The 16,042-nt window shown below is 35.7% G+C and carries 11 protein-coding genes; all 11 read right to left on the reverse strand.

The genetic code is table 11. The features are described 5' to 3' along the window. Window position 1: 1 nt before the first annotated feature. The 11 genes from BMS_RS08285 to BMS_RS08335 all read right to left on the reverse strand — a co-directional run bounded on the left by BMS_RS08285 (window position 2) and on the right by BMS_RS08335 (window position 16,010). Window positions 2–790, reverse strand: a complete 789-nt coding sequence (locus tag BMS_RS08285) for a helix-turn-helix domain-containing protein (protein ID WP_014244358.1) — start codon at window positions 788–790, stop codon at window positions 2–4. 138 nt (window positions 791–928) lie between these two features. After that, the gene (locus tag BMS_RS08290) at window positions 929–1,444 is read right to left on the reverse strand and encodes a hypothetical protein (protein WP_044557432.1); all 516 of its coding nucleotides are present in this window, start codon (window positions 1,442–1,444) and stop codon (window positions 929–931) included. A gap of 187 nt (window positions 1,445–1,631) precedes the next feature. Then, complete coding sequence (locus tag BMS_RS08295) at window positions 1,632–2,000, reverse strand: hypothetical protein (RefSeq protein WP_014244360.1); 369 nt, start codon at window positions 1,998–2,000, stop codon at window positions 1,632–1,634. A gap of 79 nt (window positions 2,001–2,079) precedes the next feature. Beyond that, the gene (locus BMS_RS08300) at window positions 2,080–3,183 is read right to left on the reverse strand and encodes a DUF3419 family protein (RefSeq protein ID WP_014244361.1); all 1,104 of its coding nucleotides are present in this window, start codon (window positions 3,181–3,183) and stop codon (window positions 2,080–2,082) included. After that, window positions 3,176–5,221, reverse strand: coding sequence for a hypothetical protein (locus tag BMS_RS16900; protein ID WP_014244362.1), 2,046 nt, complete (start codon window positions 5,219–5,221; stop codon window positions 3,176–3,178). Before BMS_RS16900 ends, BMS_RS08300 begins: the two co-directional genes overlap by 8 nt. After that, window positions 5,218–6,255 (reverse strand): SDR family oxidoreductase, encoded by a 1,038-nt coding sequence (locus BMS_RS08310; protein ID WP_014244363.1) that lies wholly within the window; start codon window positions 6,253–6,255, stop codon window positions 5,218–5,220. Before BMS_RS08310 ends, BMS_RS16900 begins: the two co-directional genes overlap by 4 nt. Continuing rightward, window positions 6,252–7,223, reverse strand: coding sequence for a diacylglycerol/lipid kinase family protein (locus BMS_RS08315; protein ID WP_014244364.1), 972 nt, complete (start codon window positions 7,221–7,223; stop codon window positions 6,252–6,254). The genes BMS_RS08310 and BMS_RS08315 overlap by 4 nt, the downstream gene beginning before the upstream one ends. Window positions 7,224–7,442: 219 nt before the next feature. Then, window positions 7,443–8,429 carry a hypothetical protein gene (locus tag BMS_RS08320; protein ID WP_157868261.1) on the reverse strand — a complete coding sequence of 329 codons (987 nt, stop codon included), beginning with the start codon at window positions 8,427–8,429 and terminating at the stop codon, window positions 7,443–7,445. A gap of 110 nt (window positions 8,430–8,539) precedes the next feature. Then, window positions 8,540–9,547, reverse strand: coding sequence for a hypothetical protein (locus tag BMS_RS08325; protein WP_014244366.1), 1,008 nt, complete (start codon window positions 9,545–9,547; stop codon window positions 8,540–8,542). 1 nt (window position 9,548) lies between these two features. Further along, complete coding sequence (locus tag BMS_RS08330) at window positions 9,549–13,928, reverse strand: PKD domain-containing protein (RefSeq protein WP_014244367.1); 4,380 nt, start codon at window positions 13,926–13,928, stop codon at window positions 9,549–9,551. A gap of 72 nt (window positions 13,929–14,000) precedes the next feature. After that, the gene (locus BMS_RS08335) at window positions 14,001–16,010 is read right to left on the reverse strand and encodes a PKD domain-containing protein (RefSeq protein WP_014244368.1); all 2,010 of its coding nucleotides are present in this window, start codon (window positions 16,008–16,010) and stop codon (window positions 14,001–14,003) included. Window positions 16,011–16,042: the final 32 nt, after the last annotated feature.

Below are 16,042 nucleotides of genomic sequence, written 5' to 3' on the forward strand. Positions count from 1 at the left end.
TCTATTTCTCACTCATTGTATCTGTTACCATAAAAGTAAAGGCCCTAATCTCACCTTTTGCTCCCGCCTCATTGGAGAGACGTACTTTTTCTCTAAATGCACGCTCATCTATCTTTAACCATTCATCATAGGTCTTCTCATCCAGTCCATCAGCATAGAAGCCAATTAAATTTTCTCCACCAACTTGAGTATTAAGTGGTTTAGAGAATTTTTGAGTTAAGTTCAACCCAACTCTCTTTAATGTACTCGCACTAAGATTAGGAGAAAGACTCCCTTGAATATATAGGCCTTCATTATTGAGTTTTAGAGCTCTCATTTCACACATCTTCTCAAGAGTTTCCATACCGTGTAGTCCGTAGCGGTATTGAACGAGCTCGCGACTAAGAGGACTCGTTACTGCTAGAAAGTAGATTTCACAGAAAACTCTATCGTGAATAATTTCGCTTTCAATATCATCACTATAATTAACTCCATCCTCTATAATTGTTGGATTATGTTTTCTAATTTCTTTTTCAACAATTTGTGGGCAAACCTCTAGGATATAAGCATCGTTAGTACTATCAAAAATAACTCTATAGATCTTAAGAAGTGTTTGATAAGTTGGTCGATTTTCTAAATTGATTAGACGGCTTAGAGTTCTCTCGCTGATATTCATTTTCTGCGCAAGTAAACGCTGCCCGATCTTCGGGTTCGCGTAGTCCTCTAGCTTCTTTAAAAGATCCTTTGCAACTTGATCTTTTAAGGCCTCAAGAGAGTGAGCAGATGATAAATTCTCAGCCTCTATTTTCATAAATCTCCAATTTCAACCTATATAACATAGCTCATAGGCCTTAGGTCATTCCATGAAAGATATACATGAATAAAAAACGAAAACGGCCACCTAAGTGACCGATTTCTTTTATAGATTTGAACTCTTAATAACTAAATCTTAGTTACAAGCAGGTACTGTAAACGATTTAGTGAATGCTTTCTTATAAACTTTTCTCTCTGTTCCTCTTCTGCTACTTCCGTAAGTCGCAATTAGTTTATTTACAGTTAAAGTATTTTCGATCTTTTGGTTAACTGTATATGGAACTCTTCTACATCTCTTTCCGTTATTTGCACAAACTTCTCTATAGCTTGTGTATGTAAGTGGGTAAGAAAATTTCTTATAACCAACAATTACATCTGCCCAACCATCATTGTCACCGTCATTGTGGTCTCTTCCTCTCCCTACATATTGTCTTTCATAAACTGGAGACTCTTTAAGAGCTACAAATTTATCTCCATCAACACATACATCAAATACAGTTGTTGGCTTTCCAACAAATACAGTTAGATTAGAAAGAGTGTACTTATCTGAAGCAGATACAGTAGATCTAATTGTTTCCCAGCTATCAGTTGAGCTAAGAGCAAATGAGTTAACAGAAATAAGTGCAAGTGTTGCAGCGATAATCTTTTTCATTAAATACCTCCAAAGTATTGTCATTAAGTAATTTCTTTAATGAGTGGAATCTATTTAAATCAAAAGAGAATGTATATTTTGGAAGGGAAAATAAATCAATTACTCTGACATTGTCCGAAAGAGAGGGATTTTTTGTGACAGCAACTATTCCATGTCGCTTATAGATATTTAATTTTAAATACTTGCACTATTCGATATCGCAATGAAACCTGAAGTCTCTATTAAAGTCTGTAATGGCCGACAGACCTTCAATAAGAACATTATCCTCATTATCAAGAATAAAGCTTATAGGAGAGCGTTCCACATTGCTTAAATAGAATGTCACACCATTGGGAATTGACTCAACTTTTCTAAGTTCATTTAGATTAAAGATATCTCTACCTATAGTTTTAAAGGAGTGATGAATATTATCAACCTGTGACAATTCAATTTCTATATCTGCATTCTCAGCAAAGCAATAGATTCTCTCAATGCCATAGTCAGTGTAAAGGCCTTGCGCCAAAGTCTTAGGAATTCCCATAAAAATAATAGTTAAGAAAATTAAAAGAACTTTCATCTTCTCCTCCCCTAATAATCTTCTATAGAATAGGAGAAGAGAGTTGATAAAAGCATGATGAAATATGAAATTTCCTTAATTATTCGCCGACGTACTCAAAGATCTGGACGATATACATTTGTACCTTTTCTGTAGCAAGTAGTTCGCTATACTTAGGCGTGATATCTACAAACCCCTTAAGATTACTTTCAGGAACTCTTAAGTAGCTTCTAAGAACGACGATCGCTCCTTTCTTTAGAGATGGCCTTAGTTCTTGCATATAGTCTCTCTCAAGATCTCCACCAAAATAACTTGGAACATCACTAAGACTCAGAAAGTCTAAACTTCCACTAGGTACAGACTGAGCTGCGGAAACGAGATCAGAGTTTACATAGTTTACATTTACTCCATTACTTAAACCCTCTTTCATGCGATCAAAACACTCCTTCTTGGCCTCAATAGTATTGGCGTCCTCATGAGAGAGTTTTCCAAAGAAGCATAGATTGAGAAAGAAGCTCTCTCTTGCTAGTGAGTGTGTAAAGAGACTTTCAAAGGCGTCGAAGTAATAACTAAAGTGAGAACCTGGCTGATTCTTCTTTATAAAGTCTCCCTTGTAAAGAAGCGCATTAAAGACACTCTTATTCCCTAGAATAAAGAGGAGCGTCTTCCACTTTCGCATAGAGAATTTATTATTATAATAATGGATTTGATCTGAGAGGTTATGAAACTTAAAGATCTGATCAAATTCTTTTCCAAAAAACTTTTGAACGACTTTGGCAAAGACTGCAAAAGTTCTCTCCCACTTCCCCATATAAAGAATTGATTCCCACTGCATCTCTCCAAAGACTTTTAGAAAATAGTCTTTACACTCAAACGAGAGATCTAGGCCCTTAAAAATTTCTCTTCTCTTAATTGCATAGTCATAAGCAGCGTATGGAGGGAAACCCCAAAAAGCGAGATAGTCATTAAAGTTAAGGGATTCAATCGTCACCTTTCTAAGCTCTGTGATAAATAATTGGGGTCTAGAAACATCCACGCAATAGAGATTTGATACATCTTTACTTATGAGAGGCACAACTCTAGAGCCTGACCCAGCAATAGTTAAGATATTCTTAGGTTTGATCTTCTTTACAAGCTCATACTCAAGAGTCGTATCTTCATTACCTAAAGTATAATTGAGATCTGAAAAATATTTCTTAACCATCTTGATTCCTCTTCTTAAGTGCATGCTCTTTACAGAGTTTAAATTCATCGTTACTAATAAAGCCATTGTGACCCATGATTGCCGAGAGTTTTACTCCGTGTTCTTTGGCCATTCTATCAATTTCTAAGACTTTTTCATAACTAATATTTCGACCAAGGGTAAAGCTCTCAATCTTTCCATCCATTGCCAGAAGAGCAGTCTCAGCTAAACATGCATAAACAATATTTCCCTCGAGTCCTAGATCGACTTTGGATTTTACGTGCCCGGGTAACTGAACCTCACCACTAGCTATAACCATAACATCAGGCCTTGAGGCAGCGTCTTCTTCGCTTATATCAAAAGGTCTTGAGACATCACAAATTACTGCTCCAGGCTTGACTTGCTTAATGTCTAAAATCTTCTTTCCCCTAGCAGATGTTGTCGTAATGATAAGATCACACTCTTTTATTACCTTATTGGGAGAAGTACTAATACTTACTTTACAATTAGGAGCAATGGCCTCGATCTCTTCTTTTAACTCTAAAAGCTTATAGGCCCTTGGAGCAACTAATACGAGTTCTTTCCATCTAGTTGCCAAGACTTTAGCACTGACGGCACCAATAGCACCGGTAGCACCTATCACCATCACTTTTCCCTGCCATGTAGATGACTTCTTTTTTACGAGTCCAATCTTATCAACAGCAAATTTTGCGGCCCACAGTGTTGAGCAAGCAGAGAGAGAGTTCCCAGTAGTAACAGGAATAGGAGACCTTTGCTCTACACTTATTCCAGCGTCCCCTACAATCTTAGTAAACGCTCCAAGTCCAATTATATTGGCACCATTCTTCTTAGCATCTTTACAAATATCAACTAGCTTCTTATAAACTTTTTCTGGATTTTGCTCCATTAGCATCTTGGGAGTATCTGAGACAGTGTAAATCAGCCCCTCGACTTCCTTACCGTTACCATCAGAGATAATTCCACTAATTTTCCCATAGAAGAAACCAGGTGTATAAGTTAGGGCCTTCTCTAGTATTCCACCCAACTGTTTCTTCGCTGGTTTTAATTTTTTTAAAAGTGGATGCTTAAATAAGTAGTCCTTACTAAGGGGATGAATAATGAAAGCAAATTTATCTGTACTTTGAATACTCTTTGAGTCTTCACTCAATTGGTGGTGCTCTACTTTTAAATCAAGTTCACTTATCCACCAAAGGATATCATCAGCACTAAGACTATCGGGCTGAAGTGCCTGCATTAGGGCCTCTAGAACTGAGAAATTCACGTAGCGTCCCTTAACCACTTTTGGCATACAGCTAATACAATCTTTAACTCCCGCTTTAATGAGTCTCTCTTTCATCAACGTGCCCATGAAATCGAGAACGACGGTTTTTCCCTTCAGGTGATCTTTGTCAATAATCTGAATTGTTCCCTCATTGCCAACAAAAATCTCCCCCTTAAAGAACTCTTTTAAGCCTTTATAGATCTTTTGATCTTCAAGTCTAAATGTGGCCACAGTAGATTCTTTAAATTTCATCTTACTCATAACTGGAAAGAGTGTTCTAAGAAATTTCTCTAGACCATTATTAGAGTGCAGATTATAAGGCATACGTAGAAAGAAGTATGGATCGGCCAGGCAGAGATTCCCACCCAACTCTTCAATAATATCAACTAAATTCTTTTGGAGAGCACCGGTATACATACTTACACTCTTATTTTCTAGAGTCGATTTATTGGTTAGATAATACTGTCTAAATGCCCATGGGATATAGATATTCTTTAGTAATTGTCCATCAACTAGAGGTGTAACCTTGGCCAGTGATTTTAATTTTTGAGAAGAAGGATGTTCTATAACTCCAGACTTCGTTTGAATTCTTGGAGGAACACCACTGAGGCAAATCACATCACAGATCCCGTCGTACTTTTCAATAAGAGTTCTCGCTAGAGAGTAATTAAATCCAATTGCATATTGAGTAAGCCTTACTTTTTCACCACGAAACTCGACGATTTCATCATAGTTTTTATTCTCTTGTGCAAAGGCAATTGAGATCACTTGCTTCATTTAGATCCCCCAAATACAGTCTTTGCTTTTTTAAATATTATGTCTTTGTAACTCTCAAAACCACTTTGTTCATTAAGCCCTAGATACTCCATAGAGTTTTTGACCGAATACTCAACAGGAGTCACCATATAGTGGATAATCTCTTTTGGCAGACCAAGAAGAGAGAAGCTCTTTTCAATCAGAAGATGATTCTTAATTGACTTCACTCTCGTCTTAATTGAAAACTCTCTTAGGCTACTATCAATCAACTCTAAAGTGTTGGGACAAATATGTTCAACTAAATTAAAGCAAAGAGTCTTGTCTTCTTCATCTAGAAGAATCCCATTTCTAATCATTCTTGCAACATTATCAACGCTGATAATAGGAAGAGTTGAGGACTCGTCTATTGGCATTGGCAGAAACGGAAGTTTTTCAATTATCGGAGAAAGGCTCTTAACATTGGCGAGTGTTTTCCAAAAGTAATAGGGGCCATCCACTTTTTCAAAGTTCCCAGTTATTGAATTCCCAATGATAATACCGGGACGATATATTCTAACCTTTGCTTCACCCTTCCAGGTTCTCACCAAACGCTCGGCCTCCCATTTACTCTTAGAGTAATCGTTAGAGAAACTCTGCCCAAGAGAGAAATCGTCTTCTTTAAACTTGCCTGTACTATTGCCACTAATAGCGACTGTACTTACATAGTGAAAAGATTTGAGGTTCTTGCATAAACTAGCAAAGAAGAGCATATTCATAGTTCCAAGAATATTCTGTAGAAAGCAAGTCTCATAGTCACCTTCTAGGTCGTAGAAAGCACCCATATGAAGTATAGAATCAACTTGCTCTAAAAGCTCCCCATACTCACCTTCAATTAAATCCGGATGTGTTAAATCACCGACAACAAAAGAGATATTTGAGTAATCTGCGAAGTATTTCTTTGCACGAACTAAACTCTTCTTTCTCACTAAGAGATAGAGATGGTCACAATCCTCTGCGAGAATAGGAATTATTTCTTTACCCAGAAAGCCACTGGCCCCGGTGATAAAGAGCTTCATGATAGGTTGACCTCGTTACTAAGACTTACGAGAGACTTTTCGTCATCTTGTGTGTAAACCTTTAATAAACGAGGACATAGTTGGATATTCCAGATATGTGGGTTCTGACTTTTTAGTATTTCTCCGTCACCAAAGAAAGGTAACTCTTCACTAGGATTAAGATTCTCCACTTCTATCTGATCAGTTTCAAATGTAATGATATTTGGATCAGAATATGGATATTCACCTATTCCCATTTTATAACAGCATTGGATAAATTCTCTATGCGTTCTATGTTTAAGAATAGTCACATTAAATTTTCCATCATCGTGACTTGTGTCTGGGGCAATATTAAAAGTACCCGCCAAATGTGATTGGTTATTAACCATCAAAAGAGGTGTTTCAACTACACCAGTAAATTCTTTTGAAGTGACTTTTAATTTATAAGTAGGAAACTTCAGCGACGTTAGTTCGTTAAGGATAAAGAATGAATAAACAGACTTTCCACCAATTTTCATGAATTTCTTAAATGTCGGAAAGTTCTTTCTTATTTCATTTATATTTTGAGCAACTTTAGCGCCCATTCCGATTCCACCATTGGTGGCCATGTAATTATCATTAACTTTAATCAAGTCGATATACTTATATTCATTATTTCTTATAAAATGTGTGACTTTCTTAACTGACTGCTTATGTCCTAATTCACGGGCCAGATCATTTGCCGTTCCTCCAGGCATAACAAGAAGACCAATATCACTACCGGCCAACGATTGAATAAGAGTATTCACCGTTCCGTCCCCACCTACTGATACAATGGCGTCACAACGATTCTCTATATCAAAATCTAAATTTGTTTTAAGTTCTTTAAGATCTTTTGGAGTTCTATAGGTAATAGTGCTTCGAAAGAGCGACTTATCAATTTGCTCCTTCCAATGCCCAAAGCGCGTGTGGCTTGCCCTTTGATTGAGATAAACACTAATATTTTGCATCGAATACCTTTCCAAAAGTGATTTTCTACTATTATAGACTTAACAAGACTTTATTGGGCCTAGATTGGATATTTTTCATAGGGTGTATAGTTTCTAGACGATTTTTCTCATTTCAAGCAGAAATACCGAAGTCCTTGAAATTCCATATACATATTTGATCCATACAATGTTACGAAACAAAGTGTGTATTAATAGATCTATAACTATCAACCCTTCTAGTTACTTTGTTTTTTGCAATCTATAATTATCTCCAAAAGATATATAACATTTTTTCAAAAGACCCCTGTAGGAAATATTTAGTCTTACTGATTCTCTTACAGACGTAACAAGATTTGCTCTAAACACTTGATTATTCTTCTCTTTGGATTCTGCACTTTCAAAGCTATAATGAATGGGTGGCATTATATCCAAGGCAAACAACTTATTTACTCCAGACAATAACTTACCCTCTTCAAGCTTACCCATTTTCCCAATTCTATTACTATAGGTATCTAGATTACACACTTTCTTAATACATTCTAGACTCTTCTTAAGTGTACAATCTTTCAAAGATTGATACATTTCAGAGATGACTGGATGCTTACTTAAGAACCTATCACGAAGTACCTCTCCAGGCGGAGTATAGTAAAACTTCGAAACATCAGAAGGTCTAAAGTAAAAATCTCTTTTTAGGGGAATGTCCACTATCTTATCTAAAGAAAACTCCTTCGTAAATTTAGAAATCTTTGCTACACCATTCTTAAACTCGTCGGCGTAAATATATTGTACAAAACCTCCCTTAATATCTCCTGCATGAACATTAAGATATGGAACCTCTGCTTCTTTACCATCACTCCAAGGTCCCGGAAAAGATCGGTAATAACATCCTTTACAATGTCTAAAGTATTTATCAGAAGTATAGACAACTTCCCCACCTAACTTTATTGAATATTTATCAATCGTTGCAATGGGCTCCCCTTTAAGCTCGGGGTTATCATAGAATTTAATACTTTTTGGCTGAACAATAAGCTTTAGAATCTCTTCATTAGGACCCAGTTCAAGTTCATCATACTGCTCAAAGAAGAAAGTATATCTCGCTGGGTGAACTCGATCTCTAAGAACAACTCCCTCTCCTCCATCAAACCCAACATCAACTTGAGCAAAAGAAGAGATAGAAAAGAACAATAGAAAAACTAGCGTAAATACACTTTTAAATAAAGGCGTCATGGTAATACTCACAAATGAACTAAATTATATAAAATGAAAATATACTAAATCAGTATAGCTGATTAGTGAGCTGGAATGGCTTTATTAAGAAAACTAAGGGTAAAAATGAACTATCTCCATAATTCATCATCAAATGACCATGGTGCGAAATACGAAATGTAAAAACAAGACTCATCCTTCCTACTTACTTCAAGGTTAGCACCAGCACTCATCTTCAAACTCAGAGATACACTATGAATTCTATTTTTCTTAAAATATATATACACTTCCAGATTCTTTGAATCTGCCTTAAATAAATTTAAAACTCTCTCCTCTTCCTTATTTAGAAAATCTTGAAAAGATGTATAATTCACACCTTCAGGTATAGCAGAGGATACCTCCTCTCGATTCTTTGTTGTTGGAAAACGCTCATTTAGAAGTTTTCTATTTGCCTCTAGATCATTTTCTCTTCTTCTCTTATCAGAAATACATCTACTCATTTCCTTAAGTATTAGTTCACTATTTTTCTGCTTAATTATCTTCTTCAACCTATCCATATAAGAAACAATACTCTCATCTTTTAAAATAAATTTCTCAAAAACCTCTTTAGCTGATGGTCTAATTACAGCAAGCCTCTTACCTTTATAAATAACTTCGGACTCAACGCTATCTGTAATCGCCTTAACTTCTCCAGGAAGTCTAAAGTAATAAGTATCTTCACCTTTAACTAAAGAAGATTTAAAGCCGTAGATATCTCCTTTATTCTCTGAGAAATATATCTTTAACTTTCCACTTGTCATTCTTCCTTTGTGAATATTGTAATCACAGAAGTGACTTTTACCGTATCGGTGAAAATTCATACTATACGGGTCGATATCTTTCTCTTTTAAATGCTCCTTACTTAGCTTGCAAACTGTATCATTTCCAAGCTTTAGATCTCGACTTGAAAAGGAGCCAACAGGCTTCCCTTTTAGATCTCTATTATTAAAAAGAGAGATTCGTCCCTCAAAGCCCCAAATAAAAGAAAGCGAAGGTCCTAACCTATCTTTTATAATAAAATGTCGTACAATTTCGCCAGGGTCTCGATTATCTCCGTGGCTGCTAAAACTAAATAATAATGTTATCAAAAAATATTTCATACTATAAGTTCTCCAAACACGCAGGAATTGATACTGATTGCAAACCAGACCTATTCCCCTCAGGGTCTACAACATAATAATACATTATAGAACTATTTTTAACAGCTCCATAGGTGACTCTTTTTCTATTTGATAAAGTTCCCGTGATTTCTTGTTCAGGAGCATCCTGATGGGAGCCTACACTAGGTAACTGCCCTAGAGCTTCATAGAGAACTTTTCCATCACTACTTGCTCTCAAGTGCCCTACCCTTCGACTATCAACATCTGAAAATTCACACACTAACCTAGTCCAAACATTTCCTTCATAGACACTACCTCCTGAGACACAATCACTAAAGCAACTACCACTTGGAGGTAGTCCCCTAATGAAAGACTCAATATATTTGACAGTGCTATTTCCAAAGACGTCGGTAATCGTAACTTGAAAATTGAATCTTCCAGGGTACTTAGAAGTAAATTGAGTTCTTATCCCTGAAACTTCATGCTCTTCCACTCTACCATCAACCACTTCTGACCACTGCCAAAGTACGTTATCTATACCACGACCAGGTGTACTCTCAAAACCTTCGACATAAATATTCTCGGCATTAAGAGTATATTCGTTAGTAGAAAGCTCTCCAAGCACAGTAAACCTCTCCTCAGGATTGAGTATTAACTCTTTGGAAGAGCAAGTGTTTTTTGAATCAATATTTTCTATCGCTAGAATTTTAAGTTTATCTATTGACAATCCCTCTTCAACTTCTACTCGGTACTCAGCACCAATCCTCTCTAAAATAACAGGACTATTTTCTCTATTAATATCGACATACTCATCTTCAACATAAGGCTCTGAATCTAAAGGAAACCTTCCATCTCGATGGAAATAAACTTCCACCTTTTCTACATCTAAATTCAGTATATTATAAACTAGATATCTTTTCCCATTTCTCTCTACTGCTTCATTTGGCCCCTCATTTACTACCTCATCAAGATTAGGAGTTTTTGATAAGAAATCACTAGAGGGACTCCAGTAGTCAGAAGTTACGACTTTAGGATTTATATAATCTCTAAATGATAAATGAAGATGATCAGAATGTCCTCTCCATTGATATAAAACATCTCTAAAAAGTTCGCCTTTACTAGTACATAAGTGACGAGAATGAGCGAGAAATGGTGTTCTCAAGTCACTACTATTAGATTTACTAAAAAAAGTAACTAACCTACTTTTGTTAAAATCAAATTCATTATCAAAAAAAACCCCTAGCTGACTAACCTCTCCAAAATCAAATCGATTCACAATCTTAAATAAGTCGATAGCCGACTCTTTAGAGAGAATTAAGTCAGAATAACCATAGCTAAATTCTCCATTTTGAGGTCTATTGCCGTCTTCATTGGCCAGAACTAAATCAAAATGCAGACCTTGTTTGTGTCCAGAATGACCAAAGAAATAACCACCATTTATATTGCTTATTTCTCCAAAAAGGACATTACTACTTTCAAGTTTAGAAACCAACCTCTCTATATTTTCTCTAAAATACTGACTACCATAATGAAACCTCTCACCAAATCCCGCTCCAGTATAAGTACCTTCCGCGCTTCTCCATTTTAGAACATTAAAAAAAGAGGTTATAAGACTCTTTGACTCCCCTAATGTTCTCACTCGTCTAATAGGACCTGAACAACAATAACTTTTTAAATTATAAAAAGCATTATTTTCATCAATCCCTGTTGAAGCAATAGATAAGTAAACCTTATCACCTAGGAAGATTCCCGAAGGCACTCTAAAGTACGCTTTATCAAAATAAGTCATAAAAGGCTCAATATCATAACTATTGGAAATAGAATCGGCACTTGATATTCTTAACTTAATTTTTGGGATGATATTTAATGGGTAAGAATTGTACTTTAGAATCAAAGGATTGTACTTAACCGTCGCCCCCGATTTATCAACGTACTCTAGCTCATGTTGTTCAGGAAATGTCCCAAGACTTATGCCCTGCAACTTATCCCCTGAAAGCTCGTAAATTTCAACGTTAGATAGTCTTGACCTTAGATATAGAGTTTCATATATATAACCTAAACTCAAATTGCTATTATTAGCTAACACATTTTCTATAAAAAGAGATTTAAAGAATGAGAAATCTTCAATACTTTTTCTCTCAAATTTCTTTATAAAAATTTGAATACTTAAAATTTCATTTGGATCTCCTTCAAAGTGGAGTTGCATTTGATTCTTTGTTTCCCTTAACTCACTAACTGACCATGCATTAAATTTTCGAACAACACCACTTTCCTCTCTCACAACAAACACTAGAAAGTCATTCCCTTCTAAGCTTTGATCCAACTCAAAAGGAACGACCCCTCCATACATTTGAGAAGGAATCTTAACCTTTGTCTCTAAAAATAGCTCTCCTATACTATCAGAAGTCAAAGACGTACTATTTAAATGTGTATCTAAAGAACCTTTAATTATGTGCCAATCCACAAGCTCCTTTACTCTATTCGTATCGGGATTCAAAGATAAATTTAAATTTTCTCTATAAATTAAAGGAGGTGTAAATATTTCTCCCGAATTTAGATAAGAAAATGCAAAAAGATTTCCTATCTCTCCTCTCAGAATTAAGGTCTTATTAGAAGGAATATTTTCTAGTAGGACTTCACCATTTTCAAAACTCTTAACAAAAGAAACGCCATCCAGCACTTCAACTAGAACCTCTCCTCGATCAATTGTATCTCCATTGAGGTTACGAGCTAGGACCTTTCTGCTCAATCCACCAGCCCATATATCAAAAGAGTAGACAACTTCTCGACCAAGATCATCAATCCCCTCAACTTCTAGAACATTCAAACCGTCATTCCATGGCCCATCAATTGAAATCGCACCAGAGTTACGGTCATAGATAAAATTATCTATATAATTATCATTCTTCTTTATACCTATTATAGGTTCATCTTTTGTATTTACACCAAATGACCTTTCAGCAACCTTTAAAAAGACTTTCTCGTTCAAAGAGAAGAAACGAAATTCTTCTTCATCAAAAAGAAGTAGCTTTAATTTTGAAGGCTCAGAGGGAAGATTTGGTATATAAATTCGCTCAGTCTTCTCGATTTTTTCGCCTAGAGATGTTTTAACTGACAGCTTAACATCAAGCTCTCCCGCATCCATATTTTCATGTAAGATAACATTCCCGTAATAAGTTTTATCTTCAATTGTCCATTTAAACTCTTCAATAGTTCCGCTATCAACATCGGTAAAGTTACCATCACATTTTAAAACTTTATCTTCCAAATTTGGATTACAGAACATCATTATTTTTGTTGGGAGGGGCTGTTTCGGAGAGAACTCTTTCGAGTAGCTAGAAAAAGAGTTATTATCATCTCCTACAACAAGTCTAACAACAGAGCTTCCCAATTTATTTTGCTTATATATTAAGTCCTGATTGCTAGAAACCTCTACCTCATCAACTAACCATAAATAATTAACAATCTGTCCATCCTCATCATAAGAAGTAGAAGAACAATTAATTTCGAGTGTGTTGTTACTATTACATTCAAAACTAGAAACTGGGCCTATATTATTTACGACACTCACCATTGACTTCTGAATAGAAGTATTTCCATCCAAATCGGTAACCACTAGAGAAACCTCATACTCTCCACCTGAAATATTAGACTCTTCTAAATTTAAGGTGTTATAAATCGTATCATTCAGACGCCATTTAAATATAAGTTCATCAGAGTCCTCATCATTTGATTCATTCACACATTTTATTTTTTCAATTAAGTTATTACTGCATGAGAAACTAGCAACAGGTGCAATACTTTCAAGCACATTGACAAAAATAAACTTCTCACTTGTTAAGCCTTCATTATCTGTGACACGAACTATAATTTGTTTGAAGCCACCAGAATTTAACGTTGTAGAAAAATATGTTTCTTGACCTGATATACTTCCTTCATCCCAGATGAATTCTGTATTTACAATATAACCATCAACATCATAGGAAAATGATTCGCAGGATAGATCATTAAAACTATAACTTAGGCAATTAGCCTCCACTACAGGCATTTGATTTATAAACTCTAATGAATGACTTGACTCACCGGTTGCACCGTCATTATCTTCAACGATTAAATTAATTTCGTAAACGCCATTTTGAACATAACTGTGATAGATACTTTGTGGATTATCAACCTCAATTGAATTTCCATCGCCAAAGCTAATCATATACCTGATGATCTCACCATCAATATCTCTTGAGTTGGAAATATTACACTTAACTTCTCTTAAAGCACCTGTTTCATTACAATTCAATTCAGCTATAGGGGGCATATTTTCACCACCAAGGGCTATATTAGTACTTGTACTAGAAGTTGCACTCTCTCCTCTATTTGTTCTCACGGTAAATGAGATATTATACTCACCATCTTGTGAATACTCGTGTCTTCTATCTGTCCAAAGATAGCGCTCTCCTTAATCCATATTAAAGATTTCAGCTTCTCCGTCGCCCCAACTTATCTCCAATTCTGTTATTTCATCTTCTTTATCTACTGCTATAATTTCACACTCCACCCATCTCTCATCTTGATTCCAACAATCAATAGAAGAAATGACTGGTGGTCCAGGTTCACTTACTACAACCTTCATTGTTAACTTAGATATTAAACCGTTACTATCAACGACCGTTAAGGAAGGTAGATACACTCCTGGAGTATAAAAATGAATATGTTCTTTATCTGAACCACTATAGCTCGTTCCATCACCATGATCCCAAACTGTTGATACAATTTCACTTGTTGGTGAAACAGAGAAGTTACTAGAGAAAGTTACGTGTGGTGCGAACTCTTCAACATCAGCTTTAAAGTCTGCAATAGGTGGCATTGAAGGGACATCGCTATCTGTAACAACAACTGTCTTAATTGCTTCTTTCTGTATCCATTCGTCATCACCAATTTCTTTATTCACGAGCAGAGTAACTTCATACTCACCGACATTACTGTAAGTATGAAAGAAGCTTGTTAAACTCTCGGCATCAACTTCTGATGTCGTTCCATCTCCCCAATCGATTTCGACTTCTTCAATACCATCGTAGGGCTCAAAAGATTTTCTAAAATCAAGAAATGCCTTTTTAGGTGCCACTTGATAAATATCAAAATCAACTACAGGGAGGACCTGTCTCATCACCTCTTCTGGCCCAACAGTTACAATTCTTGAAAATATATATTTTACATTATTAATATCTACTAACTCTAGAGTTACTTTATGATTGCCTTCACTAAGTCCCGCAACCTCTGTACTTGTAAGATGATAAAACTCTGATACGTTCACTTCAGTGCTATCATTGATAATATACTTCATAGAAATAACATCTTCTATTGGAAGTCCCTGATGATAAACTAAACTTAGTTCACCATCCTCTACTTCATAATGAAAGAAGGCCTCCATATCTGAATCTAGTGAATTATTAACAGTAATTTTCTTAACTGCTGAATCTATATAACCACTAGCATCTCTAACAAGGAGTTGAACTTTATAGATCCCTTCACTATCAAAGCTCTTTTTAAATATTGGGTTACTTCCACTTTGAGAGACTTCTCCATTCACAATAAATTCATAATTTTCAATACCAATATTGTCACTGGACCTATTAGCGTTAAAAGTGACCTCTTCTAAAACTGAGACTTCTCTACTTGAAACTCTGAGCTTTGCACTAGGTCTATCTGAAGAGAAGCAATTACCACTCATGCTTTCATTTTGAACAAGTGTATTCAACTTACACTCTGGAGCTTCAAGAGAAATTTGTGCTGAATTGATTTGAACATTTTTTGAAACGACTACTTTTCTCTCGGATTCAATCTCTAGAGATGGTGTTGTAACGACAGTATCTCTCCAAATTGAAGCAAACTCATTTATAGACTTCATATAGATATCACTACTAACCTCGTAGTTAGAAGAGTGTCCAAGAGTAGCTCTATATTCACCAAAGAGCTCAAGGCTATCTGCTTTTATAGTGGAATGATGTCTGATATGGACTCTGGCCTCTGGAGTGGCCCCTAAGCTTTGTAAGACCAATTTCCTAACTTCAACATCAGCATTATTTCTTATAACGACTCGCTTAGTTGAATGTAAGGCAACTTCATTAGCTCTAAGAGTAAAGTAAGGATTAAAATAAACACCCTCTTTAGCATTAACACATAAATTTCCAGTTGATGTGAAGCTTCTATTCTTTGCAAACCTCACTTTACATGGGCTAAAGATATTTAAGTCAGTATCTAAATTGATATCAAAATCAATAATAAGATTCTTTGCGACACCAGAGACGCTATTGTAATCGACTAAGTAGTTATTAAGCTCCGTTAAACTCTTAACTCTCTTATTCTTATTACAAGTAATCCCCTCTAGGCCACTTGGTAACTGGCACTCTAGAGCATAACTAGAGTTAATAAAAAACAATGCGATAAATAGAAGACGTCCAACATTCATAGATCATTCCTAAGTTTTAGCAGCGCAATTGT

Origin of the sequence: Halobacteriovorax marinus SJ, assembly GCF_000210915.2 — a bacterium.
GTDB lineage: Bacteria > Bdellovibrionota > Bacteriovoracia > Bacteriovoracales > Bacteriovoracaceae > Halobacteriovorax > Halobacteriovorax marinus.

Excerpts from the sequence above, each read along its gene's own strand:
- BMS_RS08300 (WP_014244361.1), bottom strand. The coding sequence starts at position 3,183 with ATGGTTAAGAAATATTTTTCAGATCTCAATTATACTTTAGGTAATGAA.
- BMS_RS08325 (WP_014244366.1), bottom strand. The coding sequence starts at position 9,547 with ATGAAATATTTTTTGATAACATTATTATTTAGTTTTAGCAGCCACGGA.
- BMS_RS08290 (WP_044557432.1), bottom strand. The coding sequence starts at position 1,444 with ATGAAAAAGATTATCGCTGCAACACTTGCACTTATTTCTGTTAACTCA.
- BMS_RS08310 (WP_014244363.1), bottom strand. The coding sequence starts at position 6,255 with ATGAAGCTCTTTATCACCGGGGCCAGTGGCTTTCTGGGTAAAGAAATA.
- BMS_RS08315 (WP_014244364.1), bottom strand. The coding sequence starts at position 7,223 with ATGCAAAATATTAGTGTTTATCTCAATCAAAGGGCAAGCCACACGCGC.
- BMS_RS08285 (WP_014244358.1), bottom strand. The coding sequence starts at position 790 with ATGAAAATAGAGGCTGAGAATTTATCATCTGCTCACTCTCTTGAGGCC.
- BMS_RS16900 (WP_014244362.1), bottom strand. The coding sequence starts at position 5,221 with ATGAAGCAAGTGATCTCAATTGCCTTTGCACAAGAGAATAAAAACTAT.
- BMS_RS08335 (WP_014244368.1), bottom strand. The coding sequence starts at position 16,010 with ATGAATGTTGGACGTCTTCTATTTATCGCATTGTTTTTTATTAACTCT.
- BMS_RS08320 (WP_157868261.1), bottom strand. The coding sequence starts at position 8,429 with ATGACGCCTTTATTTAAAAGTGTATTTACGCTAGTTTTTCTATTGTTC.
- BMS_RS08295 (WP_014244360.1), bottom strand. The coding sequence starts at position 2,000 with ATGAAAGTTCTTTTAATTTTCTTAACTATTATTTTTATGGGAATTCCT.